Source organism: Buttiauxella sp. JUb87, from assembly GCF_004361975.1.
Taxonomy (GTDB): Bacteria; Pseudomonadota; Gammaproteobacteria; order Enterobacterales; family Enterobacteriaceae; genus Buttiauxella; species Buttiauxella ferragutiae.
In genome coordinates, this window is sequence record NZ_SNVY01000002.1 from 768,396 (window position 1) to 793,296 (window position 24,901).

The window sequence follows — 24,901 nt, forward strand, 5'->3', positions numbered from 1 at the left end:
GGAAATTATGTCACAGATAGATTTACAACCGGGTTTTGACTTTCAGCAAGCAGGCAAAGAAGTCCTGAAGATCGAACGTGAAGGCCTGGATCAACTTGAGCAATACATCAACACAGACTTCTCGGCAGCCTGTGAAAAAATGTTTTATTGCCAGGGTAAAGTTGTCGTAATGGGCATGGGTAAGTCTGGTCACATCGGTAAAAAGATGGCGGCAACGTTTGCCAGCACCGGCACACCTTCATTTTTCGTCCACCCTGGTGAAGCAAGCCACGGCGATCTCGGAATGGTGAGCCCCCAGGATATTGTTATCGCGATTTCAAACTCCGGCGAATCAAACGAAATTCAGGCATTGATTCCCGTTCTCAAGCGCTTACAGGTGCCGCTCATTTGCATCACCAGCCGCCCGGATAGTTCTATGGGTAAAGCGGCAGATATCCATTTGTGTGTCAAAGTCCCGCAAGAAGCCTGCCCTCTTGGTCTGGCTCCAACCTCCAGCACCACAGCAACACTGGTTATGGGTGACGCCCTTGCCGTTGCGTTGCTTAAAGCTCGCGGCTTTACTGCAGAAGATTTTGCACTTTCTCACCCAGGCGGCGCATTGGGTCGTAAACTGTTACTACGCGTCAGCGATATCATGCACAGCGGTGATGAGATCCCTCATGTCAGTAAAGATGCGTCCTTGCGCGATGCTCTACTGGAAATTACGCGTAAAAATATGGGTATGACCGTAATCTGTGACTCCCTGATGAAAATCGAAGGGATCTTCACCGATGGCGATTTACGACGCGTCTTTGATATGGGCGTTGACCTCCACTCTCTGAATATCGCAGATGTCATGACTGTCGGTGGAATTAGGGTCCGTCCATCACTACTGGCTGTGGATGCGCTCAATTTGATGCAATCTCGCCACATTACCTCGGTATTGGTTGCAGATGGCGACCAACTTCTCGGTGTGGTACATATGCATGACATGCTACGCGCTGGCGTGGTTTAACAAAGGATTAGCCTTAATGAGTAACCATGAAGCGTCACTTGCCACCTGTTATGGCCCGGTGAGCACGCGCGTGATGGAGCGGGCAGAAAACGTGCGCCTGCTTATTTTAGATGTTGACGGTGTCATGTCTGATGGCCTGATTTACATGGGTAATAGCGGCGAAGAGCTGAAAGCATTCAACGTGCGTGACGGTTACGGAATTCGCTGCGTGCTGACTTCCGACATCGAAGTCGCGATTATTACCGGCCGCAAAGCAAAGCTACTTGAAGACCGATGCGCAACACTCGGGATTACCCATCTCTATCAAGGGCAATCTGACAAGCTTTTGGCTTTTCACGATCTATTAGATAAGCTCGCCATCCCCGCGGAACATGTTGCTTACGTTGGTGATGATTTAATCGACTGGCCAGTGATGGCAAAAGTGGGTTTGAGTGTGGCGGTTTCCGACGCTCATCCTTTACTGATTCCTCGTGCCGACTACGTTACACGTATTGCTGGCGGACGTGGGGCGGTTCGCGAAGTCTGTGATCTTCTGTTACTGGCACAAGGAAAGCTTGATGAGGCCAAAGGGCTATCTATATGAGTAAGACCAGACGTTGGGTTATCATCCTGCTTTCATTGCTGGCATTAGTGTTGATTGGCTTAAATCTGGTCGATAAAGACCCCGTTGCTACACCGACGGTAAACAGCAACGAGCCAACCTATCAAAGTGAACATTCCACGACGCTCGCCTACAGTCCTGAAGGGGCTCTGAATTATCGGCTGGTTTCGGAACACGTTGAATATTTTTCTGAGACTGCTATTTCGTGGTTTACCAACCCGGTGATGACGCAGTATGACGAAAACAAAGTGGCAACCTGGTCTTTACGAGCGGATCGCGCCAAACTTACTAACGATCGGATGCTGTATTTGTATGGGAATGTGGTGCTGACGGCTCTGACGCCGGATTCTCAGCTACGCAAAATTACCACGGACAATGCGCAGGTTAATTTAGTCACTCAGGATGTTGCCTCTGATGACCAGGTAACCTTGTATGGAACCAGCTTTAACTCCACCGGCCTCAAAATGCGTGGAAATTTACGCAGCAAAAATGCCGAGCTGATTGAAAAGGTTAGAACATCCTATGAAATCCAAAATAAACAAACTCAGCCGTAATTTAGTACTAACCAGTACGCTTTTAGCCGCTAGTTTTTCGGCATTTGCGTTGACCGGTGATACCGATCAGCCGATTCACATTGAATCTGACCAACAGTCGCTGGATATGCAGGGCAACGTCGTCACCTTCACTGGCAATGTGATCGTGACACAAGGCAGTATCAAAATTAACGCCGACAAAGTGGTTGTGACTCGTCCTGGCGGCGAAGAAGGCAAAGAAGTCATTGATGGTTATGGTAATCCAGCCACGTTCTATCAGATGCAAGATAGCGGTAAACCCGTTAGCGGCCACTCAGCGACCATGCACTATGAGTTGCAAAACGACTTTGTAGTTCTGACCGGTAATGCTTATCTCGAGCAGGTCGACAGCAATATCAAAGGCGACAAAATTACTTATCTGGTGAAAGAACAGAAGATGCAGGCCTTTAGCGAAAAAGGTAAACGTGTCACCACCGTTCTGGTCCCTTCTCAACTGCAGAAAAAAGACGGCCAGGCTCCGGCACCAGCCCCTGCGCAGAAAAAGAGTAACTAATTCGTTATGGCTACTTTAATTGCAAAAAATCTCGCCAAAGCCTACAAAGGCCGCCGCGTCGTTGAAGATGTCAGCCTGGCTGTTAAGTCGGGTGAAATTGTCGGGTTACTTGGCCCAAACGGTGCCGGGAAAACCACCACCTTTTACATGGTGGTTGGCATTGTGCCGCGTGACGCCGGCAACATTATTATTGATGATGAAGACATCAGCCTTCTGCCACTTCATGCTCGTGCTCGTCGAGGTATCGGCTACTTACCGCAAGAAGCGTCTATTTTCCGCCGTTTAAGTGTGTTCGATAACTTAATGGCTGTGCTGCAAATCCGTGACGATCTTTCTGTTGAGCAGCGTGATGACCGCGCTAATGAGCTGATGGAAGAATTCCACATCGAACATTTGCGTAATAACCTCGGGCAGTCATTGTCTGGTGGCGAGCGTCGTCGTGTCGAAATTGCCCGAGCATTAGCCGCAAATCCAAAATTTATTCTTCTGGATGAACCTTTTGCTGGTGTTGACCCAATATCCGTCATCGACATCAAGCGAATCATTGAGCATCTGCGCGACAGTGGGCTCGGGGTGTTGATTACTGACCATAACGTACGCGAAACGCTGGCTGTTTGTGAACGTGCCTACATCGTAAGCCAGGGCCATTTAATCGCCCATGGCACTCCAGCCGAAATCCTGGAAGACGAGCATGTTAAGCGCGTGTATCTGGGCGAAGAGTTCAGACTCTGATAGGGTAGTAAAAATTATAATATTTATACTCAAAATAATTCGAGTTGCAGGTAGGCGACAAGGGAGTTCATCCCCAGGAGCTTACTTGAGTAAGTGACTGGGGTGAAGAAGTGCAGTCAACACCCCTGCAGCTCGAAGTATGACGAGTATAACCTGAGGAAGCTCGCTCTGAATATGAAGCAAGGTTTGCAATTACGGCTTAGCCAACAACTTGCTATGACTCCCCAGTTACAGCAGGCAATTCGTCTGTTGCAACTTTCGACGTTAGAGCTACAGCAAGAACTTCAGCAAGCACTGGAAAGTAACCCACTGCTTGAGCAAACCGATCTGCATGAAGAAGTTGAAACTCAGGAAGTACGTGAAAACGAAGCGTTAGATACCCGTGAGGCGCTTGAGCAAAAAGAAATGCCTGACGAGTTACCGCTGGATACCAGTTGGGACGAAATCTACACCGCAGGCACTCCATCAGGAACCGGAAGCGATTATATCGACGACGAATTGCCGGTTTATCAGGGGGAAACGACCCAGTCTCTTCAGGATTATCTGATGTGGCAGGTTGATCTCACCCCGTTTTCAGATACTGACACAGCAATTGCGACCTCTATTGTCGATGCCGTTGACGAAATGGGTTATCTCACAGTTTCTCTGGAAGAAATTCTGGAAAGCATGGGTGATGACGAAATCACCCTCGACGAAGTGGAAGCCGTACTCAAACGCGTTCAACGCTTCGATCCTGTGGGTGTTGCCGCACGTGATCTACGCGATTGCCTGCTCATACAGCTTTCACAGTTCGCTCGCGAAACGCCATGGTTAACCGAAGCCAGCTTGATTGTCAGCGATCACCTGGATCTGCTCGCTAACCATGACTTCCGCAGCCTGATGCGCGTCACCCGTCTGAAAGAAGAGGTGCTGAAAGAGGCAATGTGCCTGATTCAGTCTCTTGACCCACGCCCAGGGCAATCCATTCAGACCGGTGAACCGGAATATGTCATACCGGATGTTCTGGTGAAAAAAACGCAAGGTCACTGGACTGTAGAACTCAATGCCGACAGCCTCCCTCGTCTGAAAATAAACCAGCAGTATGCTGCAATGGGCACCAGTGCCCGCAATGACAGCGACTCGCAATTTATTCGCAGTAATCTGCAAGAAGCAAAGTGGCTGATTAAGAGCCTGGAAAGCCGGAACGACACGCTGCTGCGCGTCAGTCGCTGTATCGTTGAACAGCAACAAGGCTTTTTTGAACACGGCGAAGAGCACATGAAACCGATGGTGCTTGCTGATATCGCTCAGGTCGTAGAAATGCATGAATCGACCATTTCCCGAGTGACCACGCAAAAATATTTACATAGCCCACGCGGCATTTTTGAATTGAAGTATTTCTTCTCAAGCCACGTTAATACCGAAGGTGGAGGTGAAGCCTCCTCGACGGCAATTCGTGCATTAGTGAAGAAATTAATTGCTGCGGAAAACCCTGCGAAACCACTGAGTGATAGCAAGTTAACGACTATGCTATCGGATCAGGGGATCATGGTGGCACGCCGCACTGTTGCGAAGTACCGAGAGTCTTTATCCATACCACCGTCAAATCAGCGTAAACAGTTGGTTTGACTTAACCGATAAGGAAGACACTATGCAGCTCAACATTACAGGACATAACGTCGAAATCACTGACGCACTGCGCGAATTTGTGAGTACGAAGTTTGCCAAACTGGAGCAGTACTTCGATAGAATTAACCAAGTCTATATTGTGTTAAAAGTGGAAAAAGTCACGCATATTGCCGATTCAACGCTTCATGTAAATGGTGGTGAAATTCATGCCAGCGCGGAAGGGCAGGATATGTATGCGGCGATTGACGGTCTGATTGATAAACTGGCTCGCCAGTTAACCAAACATAAAGATAAACTAAAACAACACTGATAATCCGGGCAACTGTATAAGCAGTTACCCAAAATAATTCGAGTTGCAGAAAGGCGGCTACACAGTGAATCCCCATGAGCTTACTCTGGTAAGTGACTGGGGTGAGCGAGGAAGCCAACGCATATGCAACTTGAAGTATGAAGGGTAAAGACGGCTCGTTGCGTGGAGTAACGAGCCGTTAGCATAACAGGGTGCTTAGGTGAACTTATGATGAACAACGATTCTGCTCTACAACTTAGTCAAGTCCTGAACAAGGAATGTACCCGTACCAACGTACATTGCCAGAGTAAAAAGCGTGCACTGGAAATCATCAGTGAACTGGCAGCAAAACAGCTAGGCCTGCCACCACAAGTGGTATTTGAGGCTGTATTGACGCGCGAACGCATGGGCAGTACCGGTATCGGAAATGGCATCGCCATTCCCCATGGGAAACTGGAAGAAGATACGACTCGTGCCGTTGGGGTGTTTATTAAACTGGAAACCCCTATCGCTTTTGACGCCATCGATAACCAACCGGTTGACCTGATGTTTGCGCTGCTTGTTCCTGCGGATCAAACAAAAACGCACTTACATACTTTGTCTCTGGTAGCAAAACGTCTGGCTGACAAAACGATTTGCCGCCGCCTGCGTTCTGCACAGAGCGATGAAGAGCTTTATCAGATCATTACCGAAACAGAACAAGGTAGTGAAAGTGAATAATCTGGCTGCGGTCACGGGTATGCCGCAGCAAGAAAAGTTGGGGGAGTGAAAACATGGTGCTGATGATTGTCAGCGGCCGCTCTGGTTCAGGGAAGTCTGTAGCCTTGCGTGCACTAGAAGATATGGGATTCTACTGTGTAGATAACCTACCAGTGGTGCTATTACCTGATCTTGCTAAAACCCTCGCAGAACGCCAAATTTCTGCGGCAGTCAGCATCGACGTGCGTAACATGCCGGAAAATCCGGAGATCTTTGAACAGGCAATGACCAGTCTGCCTGACTCATTCTCACCACAATTGTTGTTCCTTGATGCCGATCGCAACACGCTGATTCGTCGTTATAGTGACACGCGCCGCTTGCACCCGCTTTCCAGTAAAAATCTCTCGCTGGAAAGTGCGATAGATGAAGAAAGTGACTTGCTGGAGCCATTGAAATCCAGAGCCGATCTGATCATCGACACCTCTGAGATGTCGGTGCATGAGCTCGCGGAAATGCTGCGTACCCGTTTGCTTGGTAAACGTGAACGTGAGCTGACAATGGTGTTCGAGTCCTTTGGCTTTAAACATGGTATTCCGATTGATGCGGATTACGTGTTCGATGTGCGCTTCCTGCCAAACCCGCACTGGGACCCGAAGCTGCGCCCGATGACCGGTCTGGACAGACCTGTTGCTGCGTTCCTCGACCGTCATACCGAAGTCCACAATTTTATCTACCAGACGCGTAGCTATCTTGAGCTATGGTTACCTATGCTGGAAACCAATAACCGCAGCTATCTAACTGTGGCGATTGGCTGTACCGGCGGTAAACACCGTTCAGTTTATATCGCTGAACAGTTGGCAGATTATTTCCGTTCACGCGGCAAGAACGTGCAATCCCGTCACCGCACGCTGGAAAAACGTAAAACATGACCGTAAAACAGACCGTTGAGATAACCAACAAACTGGGCATGCACGCACGCCCAGCGATGAAGCTGTTCGAACTGGTACAAAGCTTTGACGCCGAAGTGATGCTGCGCAACGAGGCTGGCACGGAAGCTGAAGCCAATAGCGTCATTGCATTGCTGATGCTGGATTCTGCTAAAGGGGGTCACATTGAAATTGAAGTCACTGGCCCCGAAGAAGAACAGGCATTGAACGCCGTTATCGCGCTATTCAATGCCGGTTTTGACGAAGACTAATTAACTCACTTCAACTCATGCTGCGCCATAAACGATTCGCCACCTAGCTGGCGCATCTGGCGCAAAATCCATTGCTGACGCTGGTGTACATAACCGGAAGGAGCATTCGCTTTAAAGCGGATGGGATTAGGGAGAACGGCTGCGAGAAGTGCTGCTTCTGATGCCGTAAGGCGGCTGGCAGGTTTATGGAAATAGCGCTGCGAGGCGGCTTCCACACCAAAAACCCCATCACCAAACTCCGCGATATTCAGGTAAACCGCCAGGATGCGGCGTTTAGTCCAGACCACTTCCATGCCAAGGGTCAATCCCGCTTCCAGGCCTTTGCGCAGATAACTACGACCATCCCACAGGAATAGGTTTTTCGCCGTTTGCTGAGAGAGTGTGGATGCACCACGAACGCGATTTTCATTTCGCTCATTATGTGCAATAGCTTTTTCAATTGCCGTTACATCAAACCCCCAGTGATCAGGGAATTTCTGGTCTTCTGCCGCAATCACCGCCAGCCCCATCCACGGCGAGATCTCGTCCATGCTCACCCAATCCGAGTGCGCAACATAACTAAAATCACCGCTGAACCAGGCACTAAACTGCCGCTCGACCATCACTGCTGAAAACGGCACCGGCATAAAACTAAACAGGATTATCCCGGCCAGCCAAATTCCCGCCAGTGCCAGTAGACCACGCAACAGCCAGCGCTTGAAAAAGCTCAAGAGCGCGATACGCCCTTTCTTCATGCAGTCATATCCACGACACGGGCCACCAGCTTTTCGATACCCATTGCGGCTTCATCGATACGGGTCGCCAGCATATAAGCAGGCGTGGTCACCACTTTGTGTTCTTCATCAACCACAATATCGTCAACCGGGCACGGAACATGTTCGGCCCCCATTTCTTCAACGACTTCTGCCGTGTCGATATCTGTACCGATAGTCAAACGCACCGGCACATCAAGAATTTTTGGTAACATCACTGGGGCAATACAAATAAAGCCGAGTGGTTTACCCTGGGCATGGCAATCACGAGCCAGACGGCGTAGATCGCTATCAATCTGGCAGTCGCTCCCATGGCTTGCAAAATTACATAAGTTTTTCGCCGCGCCAAAACCGCCAGGCACAATAAGCGCATCCAGTTGACTGGCATCGGCCTGCGCTAATGGCGCTACCGCACCACGAGTAATTCGCGCCGCTTCAGCCAGCACATTACGATGCTCAATAGACTTATTATTAGTCAGGTGATTAATAACATCTGCTTGAGGTTTATCGGGTGCAAAACATACCGCTTCAGCACCTGACCGAGCGATAGCCAGCAGGGTAATCACAGCTTCCTGAATCTCACTTCCGTCGTAGACCCCACACCCACTGAGCACCACACCAATCTTCTTCATTCAGCCATTCCTTTTCATCATGCAAATTTCATCATCAGTTATGATGATTTGATCGCTATGCTTCACACATTTTACTGTTTCATGTAACAAACTATTTAAGATTTGCTATCTTAATGCCTGAGCAGCACACAAGATTATCGGCTGCGCCATTTGGATAAAGACTTATAACTCAACGGCGCAACCTGACTTTTCCCTGGTGTTGGCGCAGAATTCGCGCACCCCGGTTTATCCGGGGTCATTTTTTGGGAGCGTTTGCCACCCAGGCTTTCAGAACATCAACATCGTGTTGCCATTCTTGTTTCAACTCTTCAATCCACTCACCGACGTTTTCTGACCATGCAGGTAAGTCCGGCGATTGAATTTGCTGAGCAACTTGCTGCAAGTGACGTAGCCCAACAGACCCTGCGGCTCCTTTAATCTTATGACCTTCTTCCACGACCCCTTTCTGGTCGCGAGCAGTCATATTGGAGTCCAGTACACTCAGATAGCCCGGCATCATTTTTTCAAACATCGCCAGCCCATCAGTAATCAGTTTTGGTCCGACGAGGTCCATATACTGCTCAAGCATTGGAATATCGAGCAATGCTTGCTGCTTTTCACTATTAACTTGAGGCACTTGAGACTCCTTCTTAGACTCTGACTGTTGGTTGTCCCAGAATTTTTGGATCATCGCCATTAACGCCGGAACAGAGAGGGGTTTGCTCAGCACATCATCCATGCCAGCATCCAGGTACTCTTTTTTATCTTTCAATACGTTAGCAGTCAATGCCACCAGCGGTGGTAAATCTTCACGCGCATAATGCGTGGTCAGTTGCCGGGAAATATCCAGCCCCGTCATATCAGGTAACTGGATGTCCAACAGCACCAGGTCATATTCCCCTGGGGTGAATTTTTCTAGCGCTTCTTTACCGGTCATCGCGACATCGACGCTATTGCCGAGCTTCTCAAGCACCGAACGGGCAACAATCACGTTGAGTTCAATATCTTCAACCAATAAGACGTGCAATGCCGGCAGCGGCATTTCATCGTCTTCAAGGGTATCTTCAACTTCATCCGCAACACGCGGTGCCTGCACGGTCAGGGTAAACAACGAACCTTCACCGGGCTTGCTGCTAACGGTAATATCACCACCCATACTCTTCGCCAGACGGCGCGATACCGCCAGGCCAATTCCCGTACCGGTAGCCGGTTTGCCGCCATGACTGTCTTTCACCTGATAATACATGGCGAAGATTTTGTCCTGTTCGTCTTGAGGAATGCCAATGCCGGAATCCTGAACTTCGAAGCGCAAGGTGTTTTCTTCTTCATAACACACGCGCACAGCAACCAGTCCTCCTTTTGGCGTGAACTTAACGGCGTTACTGATCAGATTCCAAAGGATTTGGCGCAGACGTGTTCCATCGGTCACCACTTTATGCGGCAGTGGTAACGTAGAGTTCATTTCCAGCTTCAGCCCTTTTTGCTGTGCTTGCAAACCGGAAAGATTCTCTAAATCAGCCAGAAAACCAGTGAAATCAATCGGCTGGTTATCAAGCTGAACTTTGCGACGTTCAAGCTTATCCATATCAATGATATCGTTGAAAATATTACCGAGTGTTATTGCCGATACATGAATGGTTTTGAGGTAATTGGTTTGTTCAGGATTCAGATCGGTATCGAGCAAGATACGGCTCAAACCGACGATCCCATTTAGCGGTGTACGCAGTTCATGGCTGATGGTTGAAATGAAGGTGGTTTTATCGCGACTGGCGCGTTCAAGTGCATCCTGGTAACGCTTGCGCTCGGTAATATCGCGGCCAAAGCCCATCAAACCGTGACGCTTACCCACGCGGTCGTAATACGGCACTTTGCGAATTTCAAAGCAGGCTTTGCGCCCATCGGGGTAATCCAGCCACTGTTCATAGGTGAGCGAAACGTTATGGCGGAACACTTTTTCATCCGTTTCGATAACCTTTTGGGCTGCTTCTGGCGAGTAGACCTCTTCTGGCTTCAGTCTGATCAGTTGCTTCTCACTTTTGCCCGTCAACAACTCCATGGCACGGTTACAGCCTGAAAATTCTTTATCTTCATTACGATAGAAAACCAGATCCGGGGAAGCATCGAGGAATGAGCGTAAAAACGACGATTGCTGCTCAAGCTGAATTTGCGTCTCTTCACGCTCCTGCATCTCAACTTTGAGTTGCTCAAGCATAGTTTGACGCTCATCTTCTGCTTTCACGCGAACGGCAATTTCCTGATTTAATTGCGCAATATTGTCTTTAAGCTGCACATTAAGTTTCAGGTCTCTTTCGCGCATCTCTTCAAGTTTCTGCACCAGTTTTGACAGCCTTTGGCGAGACTCTTCGAGTTGTTCAACCACCACAGAAAGGAAATAGACAGCCCAGGGAGTAATTAGCAGTCCAAAAAAGATAGAGCGGACGACATCAATGCTTTCAACCTGGCCACGTAACAACATCGTCACGGCCATTTGCACCACAATAGCCAACACCACCAGGGCGGAAGCCAACAATAATGAGAAGCGCACTAATCCGAGCTTCACCATCAAATCAACGTAATATTGTGCCAGTAACCGGATTTGCTTCATGGAACGTTTCCCTCGCCTTCAATCAGCTAAATATACCGCACGCTTAGTGATTACGACAGAATTGCTGGGGTCCATGGCGAACCCAATGCCGAGCCTTGTGTTCCATGCTCCGTCAAATACTTATCGATTGCCCCCATTCCAGTCCATCGGTTCTCACACCACAGCGGTGCCAGCAGGGTCGGACGGCGGGCATTGGCAGATATGCGATGATAAACAATATCGAACGGCGTATGGCGAATCATCTCACCTGCGGTAGTCGCATACTCTTCCAGTTCGATGCCTTGCAGTCGTCCTGCCTGCCAACTTTTCGCCATCGTGCTACCGCTGACTATATGGAGTGGATGCAGTTTGATGCCATCCACGCCCGTCTCAACGACTTGCTTGAGCGTTTGCAGGCAATGTTCCTGACCTTCTCCAGGCAGGCCAACAATCAAGTGGCTGCAAACTTTCAAGCCGCGCGCACGGGCACGACGTGTCGTTTCCTGATAACAGGCAAAATCATGCCCACGATTTATTCGATGTAGCGTTTTGTCATGCGCCGTCTGCAAGCCAAGTTCTAACCAGACCTCATAACCTTTGTCATGATATTCACTTAACAAATCGAGCACGCTATCCGGCACACAATCCGGGCGCGTACCAACACATAAGCCGACAATACTGGCCTGGCTAACGGCTTGTTGGTACATCGAGCGAAGCACCTGCACTTCTGCCCACGTACTGGTGTAAGCCTGAAAATAAGCAAGATAGTGTTTTGCCCGGTTTACCAGCTGTGACTGGCGTTCGAGCTGCTCAGCGATAGAATGGTTTTGTTGGGTTTCGTCGGCGAAAGAAGCGACATTGCAGAAAGTACAGCCGCCGCGTCCAATAGTACCGTCGCGGTTTGGGCAACTAAAACCGCCATGCAGCGTGAGTTTATGGACTTTGTGACCATAACGACGCTGAAGATCCCCACCAAACATATTGACTAATTTCTGTAACTGCATAATCTGATGGGCCGCCCTGTAAAAGGGAGGTAGCCTGCCATTTTCTGCCCATTTTAGCGATGACCTGGATCAATCGCTCTGGCGCAGCTTTATCTATTGCATATAAATGCAAAATAAGTGCAATTCTAATCACAAGCAAGATGATTACTTTTCCTTATATTGACCCTCTATTTTTAAAGAATATGTGGCCTTGTGAAAAACAGTGTCATACAACACGCCACACCGCGTTGATAGCATAAGATCCTGCCAATACCATCATCTCCAGCACGCTCTGGAATTTTTCAGCCTCCAGGATAGTGAGAGAGATCACAATACCCAGGTGATCTTCTTGCCGCTTAAATCCGATAAAAATGATAATAAAATGTTTATATTCATAATGTTAAATAGCAATTAGCACATAATCGTATAAATAAGAATGCCATTTGACCTGTGTGCGCTTTCCCGATAACTTGGAAATCCGCTGGAAGCTTTCTGGGTGGGTTCTGTGCCCATCATATTTATGCAGTAATTTAGATTCCCTCTAAAGCAAGTCCTCAACACTTGTGAAACCGGATGCGTTAGACATCAAGAGGGCGACACGCGCGGTATGCGTAGATTCGCAAACCCCGTCGCCATGCCCTTGCTGCGTCTGGACGCAAACGGTATCGGGAATCACGTAGAGCCTGGGGAGGTTCACTGATATGTTGTACGATAAATCCCTTGAGAAGGATAACTGTGGTTTCGGCCTGATCGCCCACATAGAAGGCGAACCTAGCCACAAGGTAGTGCGTACTGCTATTCACGCACTGGCCCGAATGCAACACCGTGGAGCAATCCTTGCCGATGGTAAAACCGGTGATGGTTGTGGCCTGCTGTTGCAAAAGCCTGACCGTTTCTTCCGAATCGTTGCGGAAGAGCGTGGCTGGCGTTTGGCAAAAAATTATGCCGTCGGCATGATTTTCTTAAATAAAGATGATGCGCTGGCTAAAGCAAGCCGTCGTATCGTTGAAGAAGAGTTGCAAAACGAAACCCTGTCGATTGTTGGCTGGCGCGAAGTGCCAACCAATGAAGACGTACTCGGTGAAATCGCCCTCTCCTCAAAACCTCGTATCGAACAAATTTTTGTTAATGCTCCGGCTGGCTGGCGCCCACGTGATATGGAACGTCGCCTGTTTATCGCCCGTCGCCGCATCGAAAAACGTATTCAGGACAAAGACTTCTACGTTTGTAGTCTCTCAAATCTGGTCAACATCTATAAAGGTCTGTGTATGCCGGCAGATTTGCCGCGCTTCTACCTGGACCTGGCGGACTTACGCCTGGAATCAGCCATTTGCTTGTTCCACCAACGTTTCTCCACCAACACCGTACCACGCTGGCCGCTGGCTCAGCCGTTCCGCTACCTGGCGCACAACGGTGAAATCAACACTATCACTGGTAACCGCCAGTGGGCGCGCGCGCGTACTTACAAGTTCCAGACTCCACTGATCCCAGATTTGCATGACGCAGCGCCATTCGTTAACGAAACCGGCTCCGACTCAAGCTCAATGGATAACATGCTTGAGCTGCTATTAGCTGGCGGGATGGACATCGTTCGTGCCATGCGTTTGCTGGTGCCACCAGCCTGGCAGAACAACCCGAACATGGACCCGGAGCTACGTGCCTTCTTCGACTTTAACTCCATGCACATGGAACCGTGGGATGGCCCGGCCGGTATCGTAATGTCCGACGGGCGTTACGCTGCGTGTAACCTGGACCGTAACGGTCTGCGTCCGGCACGCTACGTCATTACTAAAGATAAGCTGATTACCTGTGCATCCGAAGTTGGGATCTGGGATTACCAGCCTGACGAAGTGGTCGAAAAAGGCCGCGTCGGTCCTGGCGAATTGATGGTTATCGATACGCGTATCGGGCGCATTCTGCATTCCGCTGAAACCGATGCCGATCTGAAAAGCCGCCACCCTTATAAAGAGTGGATGGAAAATAACGTTCGTCGTTTAGTGCCGTTTGAAGATTTGCCTGACGAAGAAGTCGGTACTCGTGAACTGGATGACGATACGCTGGCAAGCTTCCAGAAGCAGTTCAATTACAGTGTTGAAGAACTGGATTCTGTGATTCGCGTGCTGGGTGAAAATGGCCAGGAAGCCGTCGGCTCAATGGGTGATGATACCCCGTTTGCCGTGCTCTCCAGCCAGCCACGCATTATTTACGATTACTTCCGCCAGCAGTTTGCGCAGGTGACAAACCCGCCAATCGATCCGCTGCGTGAAGCTCACGTAATGTCTCTGGCGACCAGCATTGGCCGTGAAATGAACGTCTTCTGTGAAGCAGAAGGCCAGGCGCACCGCCTGAGCTTCAAATCACCAATTCTGCTGTGGTCTGATTTCCAGCAGCTCACTTCGCTTGAAGAGCAGCACTACCGTGCCGACACGCTGGACATCACTTACGATGCTTCCGCTCAATCGCTGCATGAAACCGTCAACGCACTGTGCGACGAAGCTGAACGCATGGTTCGCAACGGTACAGTTTTGCTGGTGCTGTCTGACCGTAACATCGCGAAAGATCGCCTGCCGGTTCCAGCGCCAATGGCAGTGGGTGCGATTCAGACTCGCCTGGTCGAGAAGAATCTGCGTTGTGATGCCAATATTATTGTTGAAACGGCAAGTGCGCGTGACCCGCACCACTTCGCTGTTCTGCTTGGCTTTGGTGCCACCGCCATCTATCCATACCTCGCCTACGAAACGCTGGCGAAACTGGTCGATAACGGCGCGATTGAAAAATCTTACCGCGCAGTAATGCAGAACTACCGCAACGGCATCAACAAGGGCCTGTACAAGATCATGTCCAAAATGGGCATCTCGACTATCGCCTCTTATCGTTGCTCGAAACTGTTTGAAGCGGTTGGCCTGCATAAAGAAGTTTCTGAACTGTGCTTCCAGGGCGTTGTTAGTCGCATTGGCGGTGCCGGGTTCAACGACTTCCAACAAGATTTGCTGAACCTGTCTAAGCGCGCATGGCTTGCTCGTAAGCCGCTGGACCAGGGTGGTCAGCTGAAATACGTCCACGGTGGCGAATATCACGCCTATAACCCAGACGTGGTTCAGACGCTGCAAAAAGCCGTAAACAGCGGTGAGTACAAAGATTATCAAGAGTACGCGAAGCTGGTGAACGAGCGCCCGGTGGCAACACTGCGCGATATGCTCGCACTGAATCCGCAAGGCGAAACAGTGAGAATCGAAGACGTTGAGCCAGCCACTGAGCTGTATAAACGCTTCGATACTGCGGCGATGTCTATCGGTGCGTTAAGCCCGGAAGCGCACGAATCACTGGCCGAGGCGATGAACAGCATCGGCGGCAATTCTAACTCCGGTGAAGGCGGTGAAGATCCTGCACGTTACGGCACCAACAAAGTGTCCCGTATCAAACAGGTCGCTTCTGGTCGCTTCGGCGTGACTCCGGCTTACCTGGTGAACGCGGATGTTATCCAGATCAAAGTCGCTCAGGGTGCAAAACCAGGTGAAGGTGGTCAGTTACCAGGTGATAAAGTCACACCGTATATCGCAAAACTGCGTTATTCCGTGCCTGGCGTTACGCTGATTTCGCCTCCGCCGCACCACGATATTTACTCTATCGAAGATTTGGCGCAGTTGATTTTCGACCTTAAGCAGGTCAACCCGAAAGCGATGATCTCCGTCAAACTGGTTTCCGAACCAGGTGTGGGCACCATCGCAACCGGTGTGGCGAAAGCCTATGCCGACCTGATTACTATCGCCGGTTACGATGGCGGTACAGGTGCAAGCCCGCTGTCTTCCGTGAAATATGCTGGTTGCCCGTGGGAACTGGGCCTGGTGGAAACACAACAGGCACTGGTTGCCAACGGTCTGCGTCACAAGATTCGCCTGCAGGTTGATGGCGGCCTGAAAACGGGCTTAGACATCATCAAAGCCGCGATTCTCGGCGCGGAAAGCTTCGGTTTTGGTACCGGGCCAATGGTCGCATTGGGTTGTAAATACCTGCGTATTTGCCACCTGAACAACTGCGCAACCGGTGTTGCAACTCAGGATGAAAAACTGCGTAAAAACCACTATCACGGCCTGCCGTTCAAAGTGACCAACTACTTTGAATTCATCGCTCGTGAAACCCGTGAGTTGATGGCGCAGTTAGGCGTGAAGCGCCTGGTTGACCTGATTGGCCGTACTGATTTGCTCAAAGAGCTGGACGGATTTACTGCCAAACAACAAAACCTGGATTTGTCGAATCTGCTGAAAACAGCCGAGCCGATGCCGGGCAAAGCGGTGTTCTGCACCGAAAATAACCCGCCATTTGATAAAGGCGACCTGAACGCGCAACTGCTTGCTCAGGCGAAACAGTATGTGGACGATAAACAGAGCAAAACGTTCTGGTTTGATATCCGCAACACTGACCGTTCTGTAGGTGCCACGTTGTCCGGTTATATCGCGCAACATAACGGTGACCAGGGTTTGGCTGCCGACCCAATTAAAGCGCATTTCAGCGGTACTGCCGGGCAGAGTTTCGGTGTGTGGAATGCCGGTGGCGTTGAATTGCACCTGACTGGTGATGCTAACGACTATGTCGGTAAAGGCATGGCAGGCGGTTTAATTTCATTGCGTCCTCCGGTGGGCTCCGCCTTCCGCAGCCACGAAGCGACCATCATCGGTAACACCTGTTTATACGGTGCTACTGGCGGCAAGCTGTATGCTGCTGGCCGTGCGGGCGAGCGTTTCGCAGTACGTAACTCTGGTGCAATCACCGTAGTTGAAGGTATTGGCGATAACGGTTGTGAATACATGACGGGTGGTATTGTCTGCGTCATCGGTAAGACAGGCGTGAACTTCGGTGCAGGTATGACCGGTGGTTTCGCTTACGTGCTGGATGAAGAGGGTGATTTCCGTAAACGCGTTAACCCTGAGCTGGTTGAGCTTATTAACGTTGAAGAGCTGGCGATTCACGAAGAACACCTGCGCGGTATGATTACCGAGCATGTGCAGCTGACGGGTTCCCAGCGCGGCGAAGAAATTCTGGCTAACTGGCCGGCATTTGCCTCGAAATTCACGTTGGTTAAACCGAAGTCCAGTGATGTCAAAGCATTGTTGGGTCACCGTAGTCGAAGCGCCGCCGAGTTGCGGGTGCAGGCGCAGTAAGAGGTCACGATGAGTCAAAACGTTTATCAATTTATCGACTTACAGCGCGTTGATCCGCCAAAGAAACCGCTCAAGATCCGTAAAATTGAATTTGTGGAAATTTACGAGCCGTTCTCAGAAGGCCAGGCCAAAGCACAGGCAGACCGCTGCCTGTCCTGCGGTAACCCGTACTGTGAATGGAAATGCCCGGTTCATAACTACATTCCAAACTGGCTTAAGCTAGCCAACGAAGGGCGCATTATTGAAGCGGCTGAATTGTCTCACCAGACAAACAGCCTGCCGGAAGTGTGCGGCCGTGTTTGCCCACAAGACCGCCTGTGTGAAGGTTCTTGTACGCTGAACGATGAGTTTGGTGCCGTCACCATCGGGAATATCGAGCGCTATATCAACGATAAAGCGATTGAGATGGGCTGGAAACCAGACCTGACCGGCGTGAAGCAAACCGGCAAACGCGTCGCTATCATCGGGGCTGGTCCTGCGGGGCTGGCGTGTGCCGACGTGCTGGCACGTAACGGTGTGAAAGCGGTGGTGTATGACCGTCATCCTGAAATCGGCGGCCTGCTGACCTTCGGTATTCCAGCGTTCAAGCTGGAAAAAGAAGTGATGACCAAACGCCGTGAAATCTTTAGCGGCATGGGTATTGAGTTCAAACTGAATACTGAAGTTGGCCGTGATGTTCAGATTGACGACTTGCTGAAAGAATTCGATTCCGTGTTCCTCGGCGTAGGGACTTATCAGTCAATGCGCGGTGGTTTAGAGAATGAAGATGCGACAGGCGTATTTGACGCGCTGCCATTCCTCATCGCTAATACCAAAAAGATCATGGGCTTCGGTGATTCACCGGAAGAGCCGTATGTGAATATGGAAGGTAAACGCGTAGTGGTGCTTGGCGGTGGTGATACCGCGATGGACTGCGTGCGTAGTTCTGTTCGCCAGGGTGCAACGCACGTTATCTGTGCTTATCGCCGCGATGAAGAAAACATGCCGGGTTCTAAACGCGAAGTGAAAAACGCGCGTGAAGAAGGTGTCGAATTCCAGTTCAACGTACAGCCTCTGGGTGTGGAAGTTAACGCTAATGGCCGCGTATCGGGTGTGAAAGTTGCCCGTACTGAACTGGGTGCACCGGATGCCAATGGCCGCCGTCGCCCGGAAATCGTTGCCGGTTCTGAGCACGTTGTACCGGCTGATGCAGTGATTATGGCGTTTGGTTTCCGTCCACATGCTATGCAGTGGCTGGAAAAACACAGCGTTGAGCTGGACAGCCAGGGCCGCATTTTGGCACCGGAAGGCAGTGATAATCCATTCCAGACCAGCAACCCGAAAATCTTCGCCGGTGGTGATGCCGTGCGTGGTTCTGACCTGGTGGTGACAGCCATTGCTGAAGGCCGTAAAGCGGCTGATGGGATCCTGAACTTCCTCGAAGTTTAACGAACCGCCGATGTTAAAAAGCCCGGTGATATTCATATCACCGGGCTTTTTTATGCTTCGAGCGCGCTGCGATGCAGTTTGACAACCACTTTCTTGATAGGCTCCGCGTGCGTAACCACACATCCAGGCTTATGGGGTTCCAGCGGCATAAATACGGCAAACTGACCGGGATGGAGTGTTAGCACCTGTTGCTTATCAATATGGTTGCAAAGCTGGTAATCCTCTTCCGCATGAAATTCCTCACACTCACGCGCACTCTCAAAATTCCCATAGAAAATCCTTTCCGTCCCTTCCAGTAACACCTGAATATCGATGTATTCCCGATGTTGTTCCGCTTTCTTCTCATCGGCATGCTGGGTGGAAAACGTCATGACGTTCATAAACAGCGCCTCGCCTTGCAGAACGTACTTCCCCGGCTCCTTAAGCTGCGGCTGTTCGGCTAACGCAACACGAAGTGCATTCAGAATGGCTGCGGGTAAACCTGCGGCTTCTGGCTGATAAATATCTCCGGCGATCATGGCATGGCTTCCTGTGCTAAACGTGCAGCCCCTAGCAGGCCTGCGTTATGTTGATAATGCGCGGCGAAAAGCTGCGGGTGATAGATATCCGGCTCCTGGGCGAGAAACTCTTTAACCAAGGGCAAATAGCCAGTAGCAAGCCCGACACTGCCGCCAATCACCACACACTGGCAGTCGGTAGCCGCTTTGGCATCAGCAATCAGGCGTGCCAGGGTCTGTGCGGAACGTTGTACCAGAGCATTCGCCTGGGGATCGCCTTGAGCTGCGAGAGCAAAAATCGTTTTCGCATCACAGCCTGCCAGCTCCCCTTGTGCCGCAGCAGCGATGCCCCGCCCGGATGCGATAGCCTCCACGCATCCTCTGCGCCCACAGCCGCAGCGCGGCCCGTTTGGATCGGCAAGCGTATGACCCAGGTGCCCTGCTAATCCTCCTGCGCCAACCAGCAGTTGGCCGTTGCTCACAATCCCACCGCCGACTCCTGTCGACACTGTCAAAAACACCATATCGCGGGCTTCTACTGTAAGTGCGTGATACTCCGCCCACGCCGCCGCCTGCGCATCATTCACGGCGATACAGGGTAAATGGGTCAAACGAGTTAGCACCTCGACCAGCGGAAAATGCGCCAGCCCGCCCAGGTTATCCGGGTTGATAGCCGTCAACATGCCATTTTCGATAATGCCGGTGGAAGCAATAGCAACGCGCTGCGCACGTAACGTCAGCGGAGCAACGAGTTCTGTAAGACAGGCCTGTAAAGCATCGGGATTTTGGCCGGCTCGCGTCATAGCCTCCCGCCTTTCGATGATATTCAGTTCGCTATCCACCAGGGCTGCGGCCAGTTTTGTGCCGCCGAGATCTATCGCAAGCGTAGTCATTTAACCGCCTTTGTCAGCGCATCCTGATACCACTGGCAAATGTGTTCCAGACGCGTAATGGCAGAGCCAACGGTCACCGCCCATGCACCATGCTTCATAGCCTGCGCCGCCCATTCTGGCGAGTTATAACGGCCTTCTGCAATGACACGACAACCTTCATCGCTTAACGCCCGCACTAACGCAAGGTCAGGCTCATTGGGCGTGTGTGCCGTTAGATAACCAGACAGCGTGGTGCCTATCAGTTCAGCCCCCTGCTGCTGGCAATAAAAACCGTCCTGAACCGAAGAACAATCTGCCATCGCCAACAAATCGTGTTGATGAATACGTGCCAACAGTTCACTGACTGGCACCGGGCGCTCCCGATCGGTGCCATCAAAAGCGATGATATTCGCCCCGGCTTGCGCCAGGGCGTCAACATCTTCGAGAAATGGCGTAATTCGCACCGGCGAATCGGGAAGATCGCGTTTGATAATGCCGATAATCGGCAGTGAAACCAGCGCCCGCGCGGCTTTCAGATTCTCAATACCTTCGATACGCAGCGCGACAGCACCCGCTTGTTCCGCCGCAAGCGCCATAGCCGCAACGATTTCAGGCTTATCAAGTGGGCTTGCAGGAACTGGCTGGCAGGAGACAATCAGGCCGCCTGCCACTTCTATCTGCCGGGCCATTTTTTCAATCAGTGACATATCAGTTCCCTATCAATTTAGTCTTGTGGCTACCCGAAACGACCGCCCCACTAAATGGTTTTCCGTCGATGGCATCGTGAGTACGCACCGCTTCTGGATGGATCCAACGCTGGATACGTGATGGCATATCCAGGCCAATCAACAGGATGACTACAAACGTCAGGCTGAACGACAGTGATGCCAGCGCCGTCCCTAAATCAAGGCGCTGAGCGATAGTCGCGCCAATCACCGGAGCCAGTGCACCACCGAGCGCGCCGACGTTATAGGTAAAGCCAAGCCCTGCGGCACGCTGTTCGGTATCGAAATAACCGCCGATAAGCTTAGGTAATATTCCCGAAATACCCTGCCCCAACATTTGTTGTAAGAACAGCAGCAGGCCCAGCACCCAAATGTTGCCGCCACCAATTGCGAATACCGGAATAATTAACAGTTGTGATGCCAGCAGGCTGCAAACATAGGCTTTGCGCGTCCCTAGCCAGTCGCCCAGGAAGCCACCCACACAACAACCGACTGCGGCACCAAATCCACTAAAGAACAGAACATGAGCCACCGTTGCAGGGTCGTAGGCCAGTTCAGTTTTCAGATAGGTGGGCAGTAAGGCCTGAATCGGCCAGGAGTAGAGGAAGGCGAAGAACACGACGATCATCAACGTGACGCCTGTCGGCCAGCGTTTGCCACTGCTTTGCACCATAAAGCTAATGAAGATGGCCGCACAAATCAGGCCGAGAACTGCAATCAGTAGCGCATTGCCAAGGTTACCGGCAAAGCAGAAGTAAAGTGCCGTTGCGACGACAATCGTCAGGCCAATATTGATAAGCCGGTGTTCGCCGCGATACAGAATATCCACCATGGTTTTGGTTGGCTTTTTATCGGCAAACTTCTCTTTCCAGTCTTCTGCTTCGGGGATGTTTTTACGCAGCCAGAGCGCGAAAATAATGGGCAAAATGCCGATGAAGAACAGTGCACGCCAGCCCCAGACAGGCACCACTACGCTATACACCTGAGCGGCGATCACCGCCCCAACAGAAAAGCCGGAGATCAGAAAACCACTCGCTTTATTCCGCATCTGTTTCGGCCAGCTTTCGATAACATAGGTAGCGCTCGAGCCGTACTCACCCGCCATTCCCATGCCAATCAGCAGTCGGGCAAAGAACATGGTGGTAAAACCTGGGGCAAAACCACAGGCCAGCGTGCCGAAAGAAAACAGTACGATACTGGTGATCATCGCCAGTTTGCGGCCATAGCGGTCGCCCATCGCCCCTAAAACCAGGCCGCCAAACCAGCGCGAGATAAATGCAGCCGAGATTAAACTCGCGGCCTGAACGGTCGTCAGGCCAAATTCACTTTGAATTTCAGTCAGTACTAACGCTATTAAGACAAAATCAAAACCATCCAGTAAGTAGCCAATCCAGGCTGCCGAAAACGCTTTCCATTGCGGTTTGGTAAGATGGCGATACCACGGGATCTGTTGGGTAGTGTTATTCATAAAGCACTCCCGGTGCGGGTTTGCGAAAACCCGCCCTTTGGTTAGATTAGGTATTAGCGATACTGGCGTTCAGCATCATTTATTATTCAGAACGTTGGACGCTCGCTCTGCAGCTGTTTTGCCAGCGCTTTCAGCTCCGGCAGATATTGCTCATCAACCGGGGCAAACGGCTTACGGCACAGCGGTACCGCTACCACATCCATATAGTGCAGCAGGGTTTTCAGTCCACGGAAAACGCCCACTTTAATCAACAGATCAATGACTTTATTACATTCGCTTTGTAGATGGCTTGCGCGCTGCATATCCCCTTCGAGCACCGCTTGTTTGATGGCGAGGTAACGCCAGCCCATCACATTGTAAGTGCTACCAATGCCGCCATCGGCACCTGCCACCAGGCCTGATGCGAAGATCTCGTCATAACCGTTATAGAGCACCAGATCCGGATGTGCACGGCGGATCTGCTCCATCTGATAAAGATCGCCGGAGGTTTGTTTTAATGCGCCCACTCCCGGCAAGTTGATAAGAGTACCAATCTGCTCAAGCGTCAGTTTCACGCCACTCAACGCAGGGATGTTGTAAACCACCATCGGCAAACCGCCGGATGAATCAATCACGGCGCGGTAATGGTCGCAATGTTCGTTAAAGCTGAATGGGTAGTAGAAAGGTGTCACTGCGGAGACGGCATCAAACCCGTAACGGTGTGCAGCACTCGCCAGCGTCTGGCTTTCATGGGTGCTGATACTGCCGACATGGGCAATTAAGGTCACTTTACCTTTAGCCTCTTCCGCGACGATTTCCAGCACCTGTTCACGTTCCTGTGAACTTTGCAGGAAGGCTTCCCCGGTTGAGCCGCCGACGTAAAGGCCATCAACCCCCTGCTCAATATTGAAACGAACCAGGCGCCGTAAGCTTTCGGTGTCTATCTGCTGTTGCTGATTAAATGGAGTAAGCAGTGCGGGCATCACACCGCGAAGATTCTGTTTCATAAATGCCTCTGTGTTGTCTGGTTTCTGATGTTAACGACATACCTTTATACCTGTTATACCAGATCAAAAACTAAACACCACAGCGCGGAGAGCTAAGAATGCGATCCTGTTCATACGAAATTATGATGGGTATGCAGACGTTACCAGCAAAGACGTGCGCGGGATCGCAGATTAATGCAGGTTATTTTTTCGCTGTGCGTTTGCGTGGTGCGGGATAGTAAGAGGCAAATACACTTTTCAGGTGCGCTTTCAGGGCGGCGTCAGCCGCATCAGGATCGCGAGCCTGGATCGCGTTATAGATGTCGATATGCTGTTGGTAGCTAACCGTATTGTGGGCGAGAAGAACATCCTGCGAAACCGCGGGACGCGCGGCAATCAGCCAATCGAGTAAGGCGACATGCACCGCCATGAAGATCGGGTTATTGGGGATCTCGGCCAGCTCGCGGTGGAATTCAATATCGGATCGAATAAACAGATCGTTGTCATCCAGCGCCTGATTGTTCATCTCCAGCGCTTTTCCAAGACGGGCGATTTGCTCATCTGTGGCAAATTCCGCTGCGTAGCGGACCAGGCTTGATTCAAAGAACATGCGCAGTTGCTCGAAGTGCGCAATGCCGCCAGGTCGTGCGAGGAAATCTTTCGCGACGCCAGATAACTCACCAATAATGGTATCTGCGGAAGGGCGCGAAACGCGGGCGCGTTCGCCATTGCTGATTTGCACCAACCCTTTGCGTTTGAGCGCCGCCAGTGCTTCGCGCACCGAAGGGCGGCCAACATTGAAAAAAGCCATCAGTTCACGTTCAGAAGGCAACTGCTCGCCTTCGGCAAACTCACGTCGGCGAATCATCTGCTCGAGCTCTTCTTCCACCATTTCTGAGAGTTTTTTACGCGCAAGCGGGCGACGGCGCATCGTATGGCCGATGGTTTCAGTCGTCTCAGGTGGCTGCTCGTCAAATGTGCTCATCGCGTCAGAATTGGCCGTTTAATGGAAGGAAGATCGCAAATAATATTGTCGAATCATAACACAGCAATTCGTGGCTTACGTAAAGATGCCGTTCGCATGTTTATTTTAGGCAAGAAAAAGCCAGTCATCAGACTGGCTTTCGATTTCCGATTAACGCTTGCGAATTACTTCACTACGCGCAGAGCTGGACGTCCACCACGTGGAGGTGGCTCGTCATCCGGACCGTTGTCATCTTCATCATGATCGGGGCGTGAGCCGTCGATCACTTGCATGACCATTTCTGAATCAGACGGCAACTGCTCAATATCATTATGACTTTCACCATCTTCGTCATAACTGGCTTCTGGCTCGAACATAGTGCCAGCACCATTTTCCCGAGCGTAGATAGCCAGAACCGCGGCCATAGGAACAAATACCTGGCGTGGAACGCCACCGAAGCGCGCGTTAAAACGCACGTCGCTGTTGGACAACTCCAGATTACCTACGGCACGTGGTGCAATATTCAGGACAATTTGCCCGTCACGTGCATATTCCATCGGGACATGTACGCCAGGCAATGTCACATCCACCACCAGATGCGGAGTGAGCTGGTTATCCAATAGCCACTCGTAAAAAGCACGAAGTAGATACGGACGACGTGGTGACAATTGTGACATATCCATCAA

The 24,901-nt window shown here is 50.9% G+C and carries 23 protein-coding genes; 12 read left to right on the plus strand and 11 right to left on the minus strand.

Annotated features, from left to right (window positions below; genetic code table 11):
• Positions 1-7: 7 nt before the first annotated feature.
• The 10 genes from kdsD (at position 8) to npr (ending at position 7,207) form a co-directional block, all read left to right on the plus strand.
• On the plus strand, positions 8-994 hold the full coding sequence (gene kdsD / locus EC843_RS11750; RefSeq protein WP_064543117.1) for an arabinose-5-phosphate isomerase KdsD: 987 nt from the start codon (positions 8-10) through the stop codon (positions 992-994).
• A gap of 16 nt (positions 995-1,010) precedes the next feature.
• Positions 1,011-1,577 (plus strand): 3-deoxy-manno-octulosonate-8-phosphatase KdsC, encoded by a 567-nt coding sequence (gene kdsC / locus EC843_RS11755; protein WP_064543115.1) that lies wholly within the window; start codon positions 1,011-1,013, stop codon positions 1,575-1,577.
• The gene (gene lptC / locus EC843_RS11760; RefSeq protein ID WP_064543113.1) at positions 1,574-2,149 is read left to right on the plus strand and encodes an LPS export ABC transporter periplasmic protein LptC; all 576 of its coding nucleotides are present in this window, start codon (positions 1,574-1,576) and stop codon (positions 2,147-2,149) included. The genes kdsC and lptC overlap by 4 nt, the downstream gene beginning before the upstream one ends.
• Entirely contained in the window at positions 2,118-2,681 is a 564-nt protein-coding gene (lptA, locus tag EC843_RS11765; protein ID WP_064543111.1) for a lipopolysaccharide ABC transporter substrate-binding protein LptA, read from the plus strand. Before lptC ends, lptA begins: the two co-directional genes overlap by 32 nt.
• Before the next feature lie 6 nt (positions 2,682-2,687).
• The gene (lptB, locus tag EC843_RS11770; protein ID WP_064543110.1) at positions 2,688-3,413 is read left to right on the plus strand and encodes an LPS export ABC transporter ATP-binding protein; all 726 of its coding nucleotides are present in this window, start codon (positions 2,688-2,690) and stop codon (positions 3,411-3,413) included.
• 174 nt (positions 3,414-3,587) lie between these two features.
• Positions 3,588-5,021, plus strand: a complete 1,434-nt coding sequence (gene rpoN, locus EC843_RS11775) for an RNA polymerase factor sigma-54 (RefSeq protein WP_064543108.1) — start codon at positions 3,588-3,590, stop codon at positions 5,019-5,021.
• 22 nt (positions 5,022-5,043) lie between these two features.
• Positions 5,044-5,331 (plus strand): ribosome hibernation promoting factor, encoded by a 288-nt coding sequence (hpf, locus tag EC843_RS11780; protein ID WP_064543106.1) that lies wholly within the window; start codon positions 5,044-5,046, stop codon positions 5,329-5,331.
• A gap of 207 nt (positions 5,332-5,538) precedes the next feature.
• A complete protein-coding gene (ptsN, locus tag EC843_RS11785) occupies positions 5,539-6,030 on the plus strand; it encodes a PTS IIA-like nitrogen regulatory protein PtsN (RefSeq protein WP_064543104.1) in 492 nt (163 codons plus the stop codon).
• Positions 6,031-6,083: 53 nt separating this feature from the next.
• Entirely contained in the window at positions 6,084-6,938 is an 855-nt protein-coding gene (gene rapZ, locus EC843_RS11790) for an RNase adapter RapZ (RefSeq protein WP_064543102.1), read from the plus strand.
• On the plus strand, positions 6,935-7,207 hold the full coding sequence (gene npr, locus EC843_RS11795; protein WP_064543100.1) for a PTS phosphocarrier protein NPr: 273 nt from the start codon (positions 6,935-6,937) through the stop codon (positions 7,205-7,207). The genes rapZ and npr overlap by 4 nt, the downstream gene beginning before the upstream one ends.
• Before the next feature lie 5 nt (positions 7,208-7,212).
• Here npr and mtgA read toward each other — a convergent pair whose 3' ends face one another.
• From mtgA to EC843_RS11815, 4 genes are all read right to left on the minus strand, one after another.
• The gene (gene mtgA / locus EC843_RS11800) at positions 7,213-7,941 is read right to left on the minus strand and encodes a monofunctional biosynthetic peptidoglycan transglycosylase (RefSeq protein WP_121814814.1); all 729 of its coding nucleotides are present in this window, start codon (positions 7,939-7,941) and stop codon (positions 7,213-7,215) included.
• The gene (gene elbB, locus EC843_RS11805; RefSeq protein WP_064543096.1) at positions 7,938-8,591 is read right to left on the minus strand and encodes an isoprenoid biosynthesis glyoxalase ElbB; all 654 of its coding nucleotides are present in this window, start codon (positions 8,589-8,591) and stop codon (positions 7,938-7,940) included. Before elbB ends, mtgA begins: the two co-directional genes overlap by 4 nt.
• Positions 8,592-8,826: 235 nt before the next feature.
• The gene (gene arcB, locus EC843_RS11810) at positions 8,827-11,175 is read right to left on the minus strand and encodes an aerobic respiration two-component sensor histidine kinase ArcB (protein ID WP_064543094.1); all 2,349 of its coding nucleotides are present in this window, start codon (positions 11,173-11,175) and stop codon (positions 8,827-8,829) included.
• Between the two features lie 50 nt (positions 11,176-11,225).
• The gene (locus EC843_RS11815; protein ID WP_064543092.1) at positions 11,226-12,158 is read right to left on the minus strand and encodes a TIGR01212 family radical SAM protein; all 933 of its coding nucleotides are present in this window, start codon (positions 12,156-12,158) and stop codon (positions 11,226-11,228) included.
• Between the two features lie 680 nt (positions 12,159-12,838).
• Between EC843_RS11815 and gltB the strand changes: the two genes are divergently transcribed.
• A complete protein-coding gene (gene gltB / locus EC843_RS11820; protein ID WP_074388514.1) occupies positions 12,839-17,296 on the plus strand; it encodes a glutamate synthase large subunit in 4,458 nt (1,485 codons plus the stop codon).
• A gap of 9 nt (positions 17,297-17,305) precedes the next feature.
• On the plus strand, positions 17,306-18,724 hold the full coding sequence (locus tag EC843_RS11825) for a glutamate synthase small subunit (protein ID WP_064543090.1): 1,419 nt from the start codon (positions 17,306-17,308) through the stop codon (positions 18,722-18,724).
• Positions 18,725-18,774: 50 nt separating this feature from the next.
• On the opposite strand, the gene nanQ is transcribed toward EC843_RS11825, so the two are convergent.
• The 7 genes from nanQ to sspB all read right to left on the minus strand — a co-directional run bounded on the left by nanQ (position 18,775) and on the right by sspB (position 24,898).
• Positions 18,775-19,242, minus strand: a complete 468-nt coding sequence (gene nanQ, locus EC843_RS11830; RefSeq protein ID WP_133522281.1) for an N-acetylneuraminate anomerase — start codon at positions 19,240-19,242, stop codon at positions 18,775-18,777.
• On the minus strand, positions 19,239-20,114 hold the full coding sequence (locus EC843_RS11835; protein ID WP_133522282.1) for an N-acetylmannosamine kinase: 876 nt from the start codon (positions 20,112-20,114) through the stop codon (positions 19,239-19,241). The genes nanQ and EC843_RS11835 overlap by 4 nt, the downstream gene beginning before the upstream one ends.
• Positions 20,111-20,800, minus strand: coding sequence for an N-acetylmannosamine-6-phosphate 2-epimerase (locus EC843_RS11840; protein WP_121814808.1), 690 nt, complete (start codon positions 20,798-20,800; stop codon positions 20,111-20,113). Before EC843_RS11840 ends, EC843_RS11835 begins: the two co-directional genes overlap by 4 nt.
• Before the next feature lies 1 nt (position 20,801).
• Complete coding sequence (locus EC843_RS11845; RefSeq protein WP_064543082.1) at positions 20,802-22,286, minus strand: MFS transporter; 1,485 nt, start codon at positions 22,284-22,286, stop codon at positions 20,802-20,804.
• An 86-nt stretch (positions 22,287-22,372) separates the two neighbouring features.
• Positions 22,373-23,272, minus strand: a complete 900-nt coding sequence (gene nanA, locus EC843_RS11850) for an N-acetylneuraminate lyase (RefSeq protein WP_133522283.1) — start codon at positions 23,270-23,272, stop codon at positions 22,373-22,375.
• A gap of 181 nt (positions 23,273-23,453) precedes the next feature.
• A complete protein-coding gene (locus tag EC843_RS11855) occupies positions 23,454-24,236 on the minus strand; it encodes a transcriptional regulator NanR (protein WP_064543077.1) in 783 nt (260 codons plus the stop codon).
• A gap of 164 nt (positions 24,237-24,400) precedes the next feature.
• Complete coding sequence (sspB, locus tag EC843_RS11860; protein WP_064543074.1) at positions 24,401-24,898, minus strand: ClpXP protease specificity-enhancing factor; 498 nt, start codon at positions 24,896-24,898, stop codon at positions 24,401-24,403.
• Between the last annotated feature and the right edge of the window lie 3 nt (positions 24,899-24,901).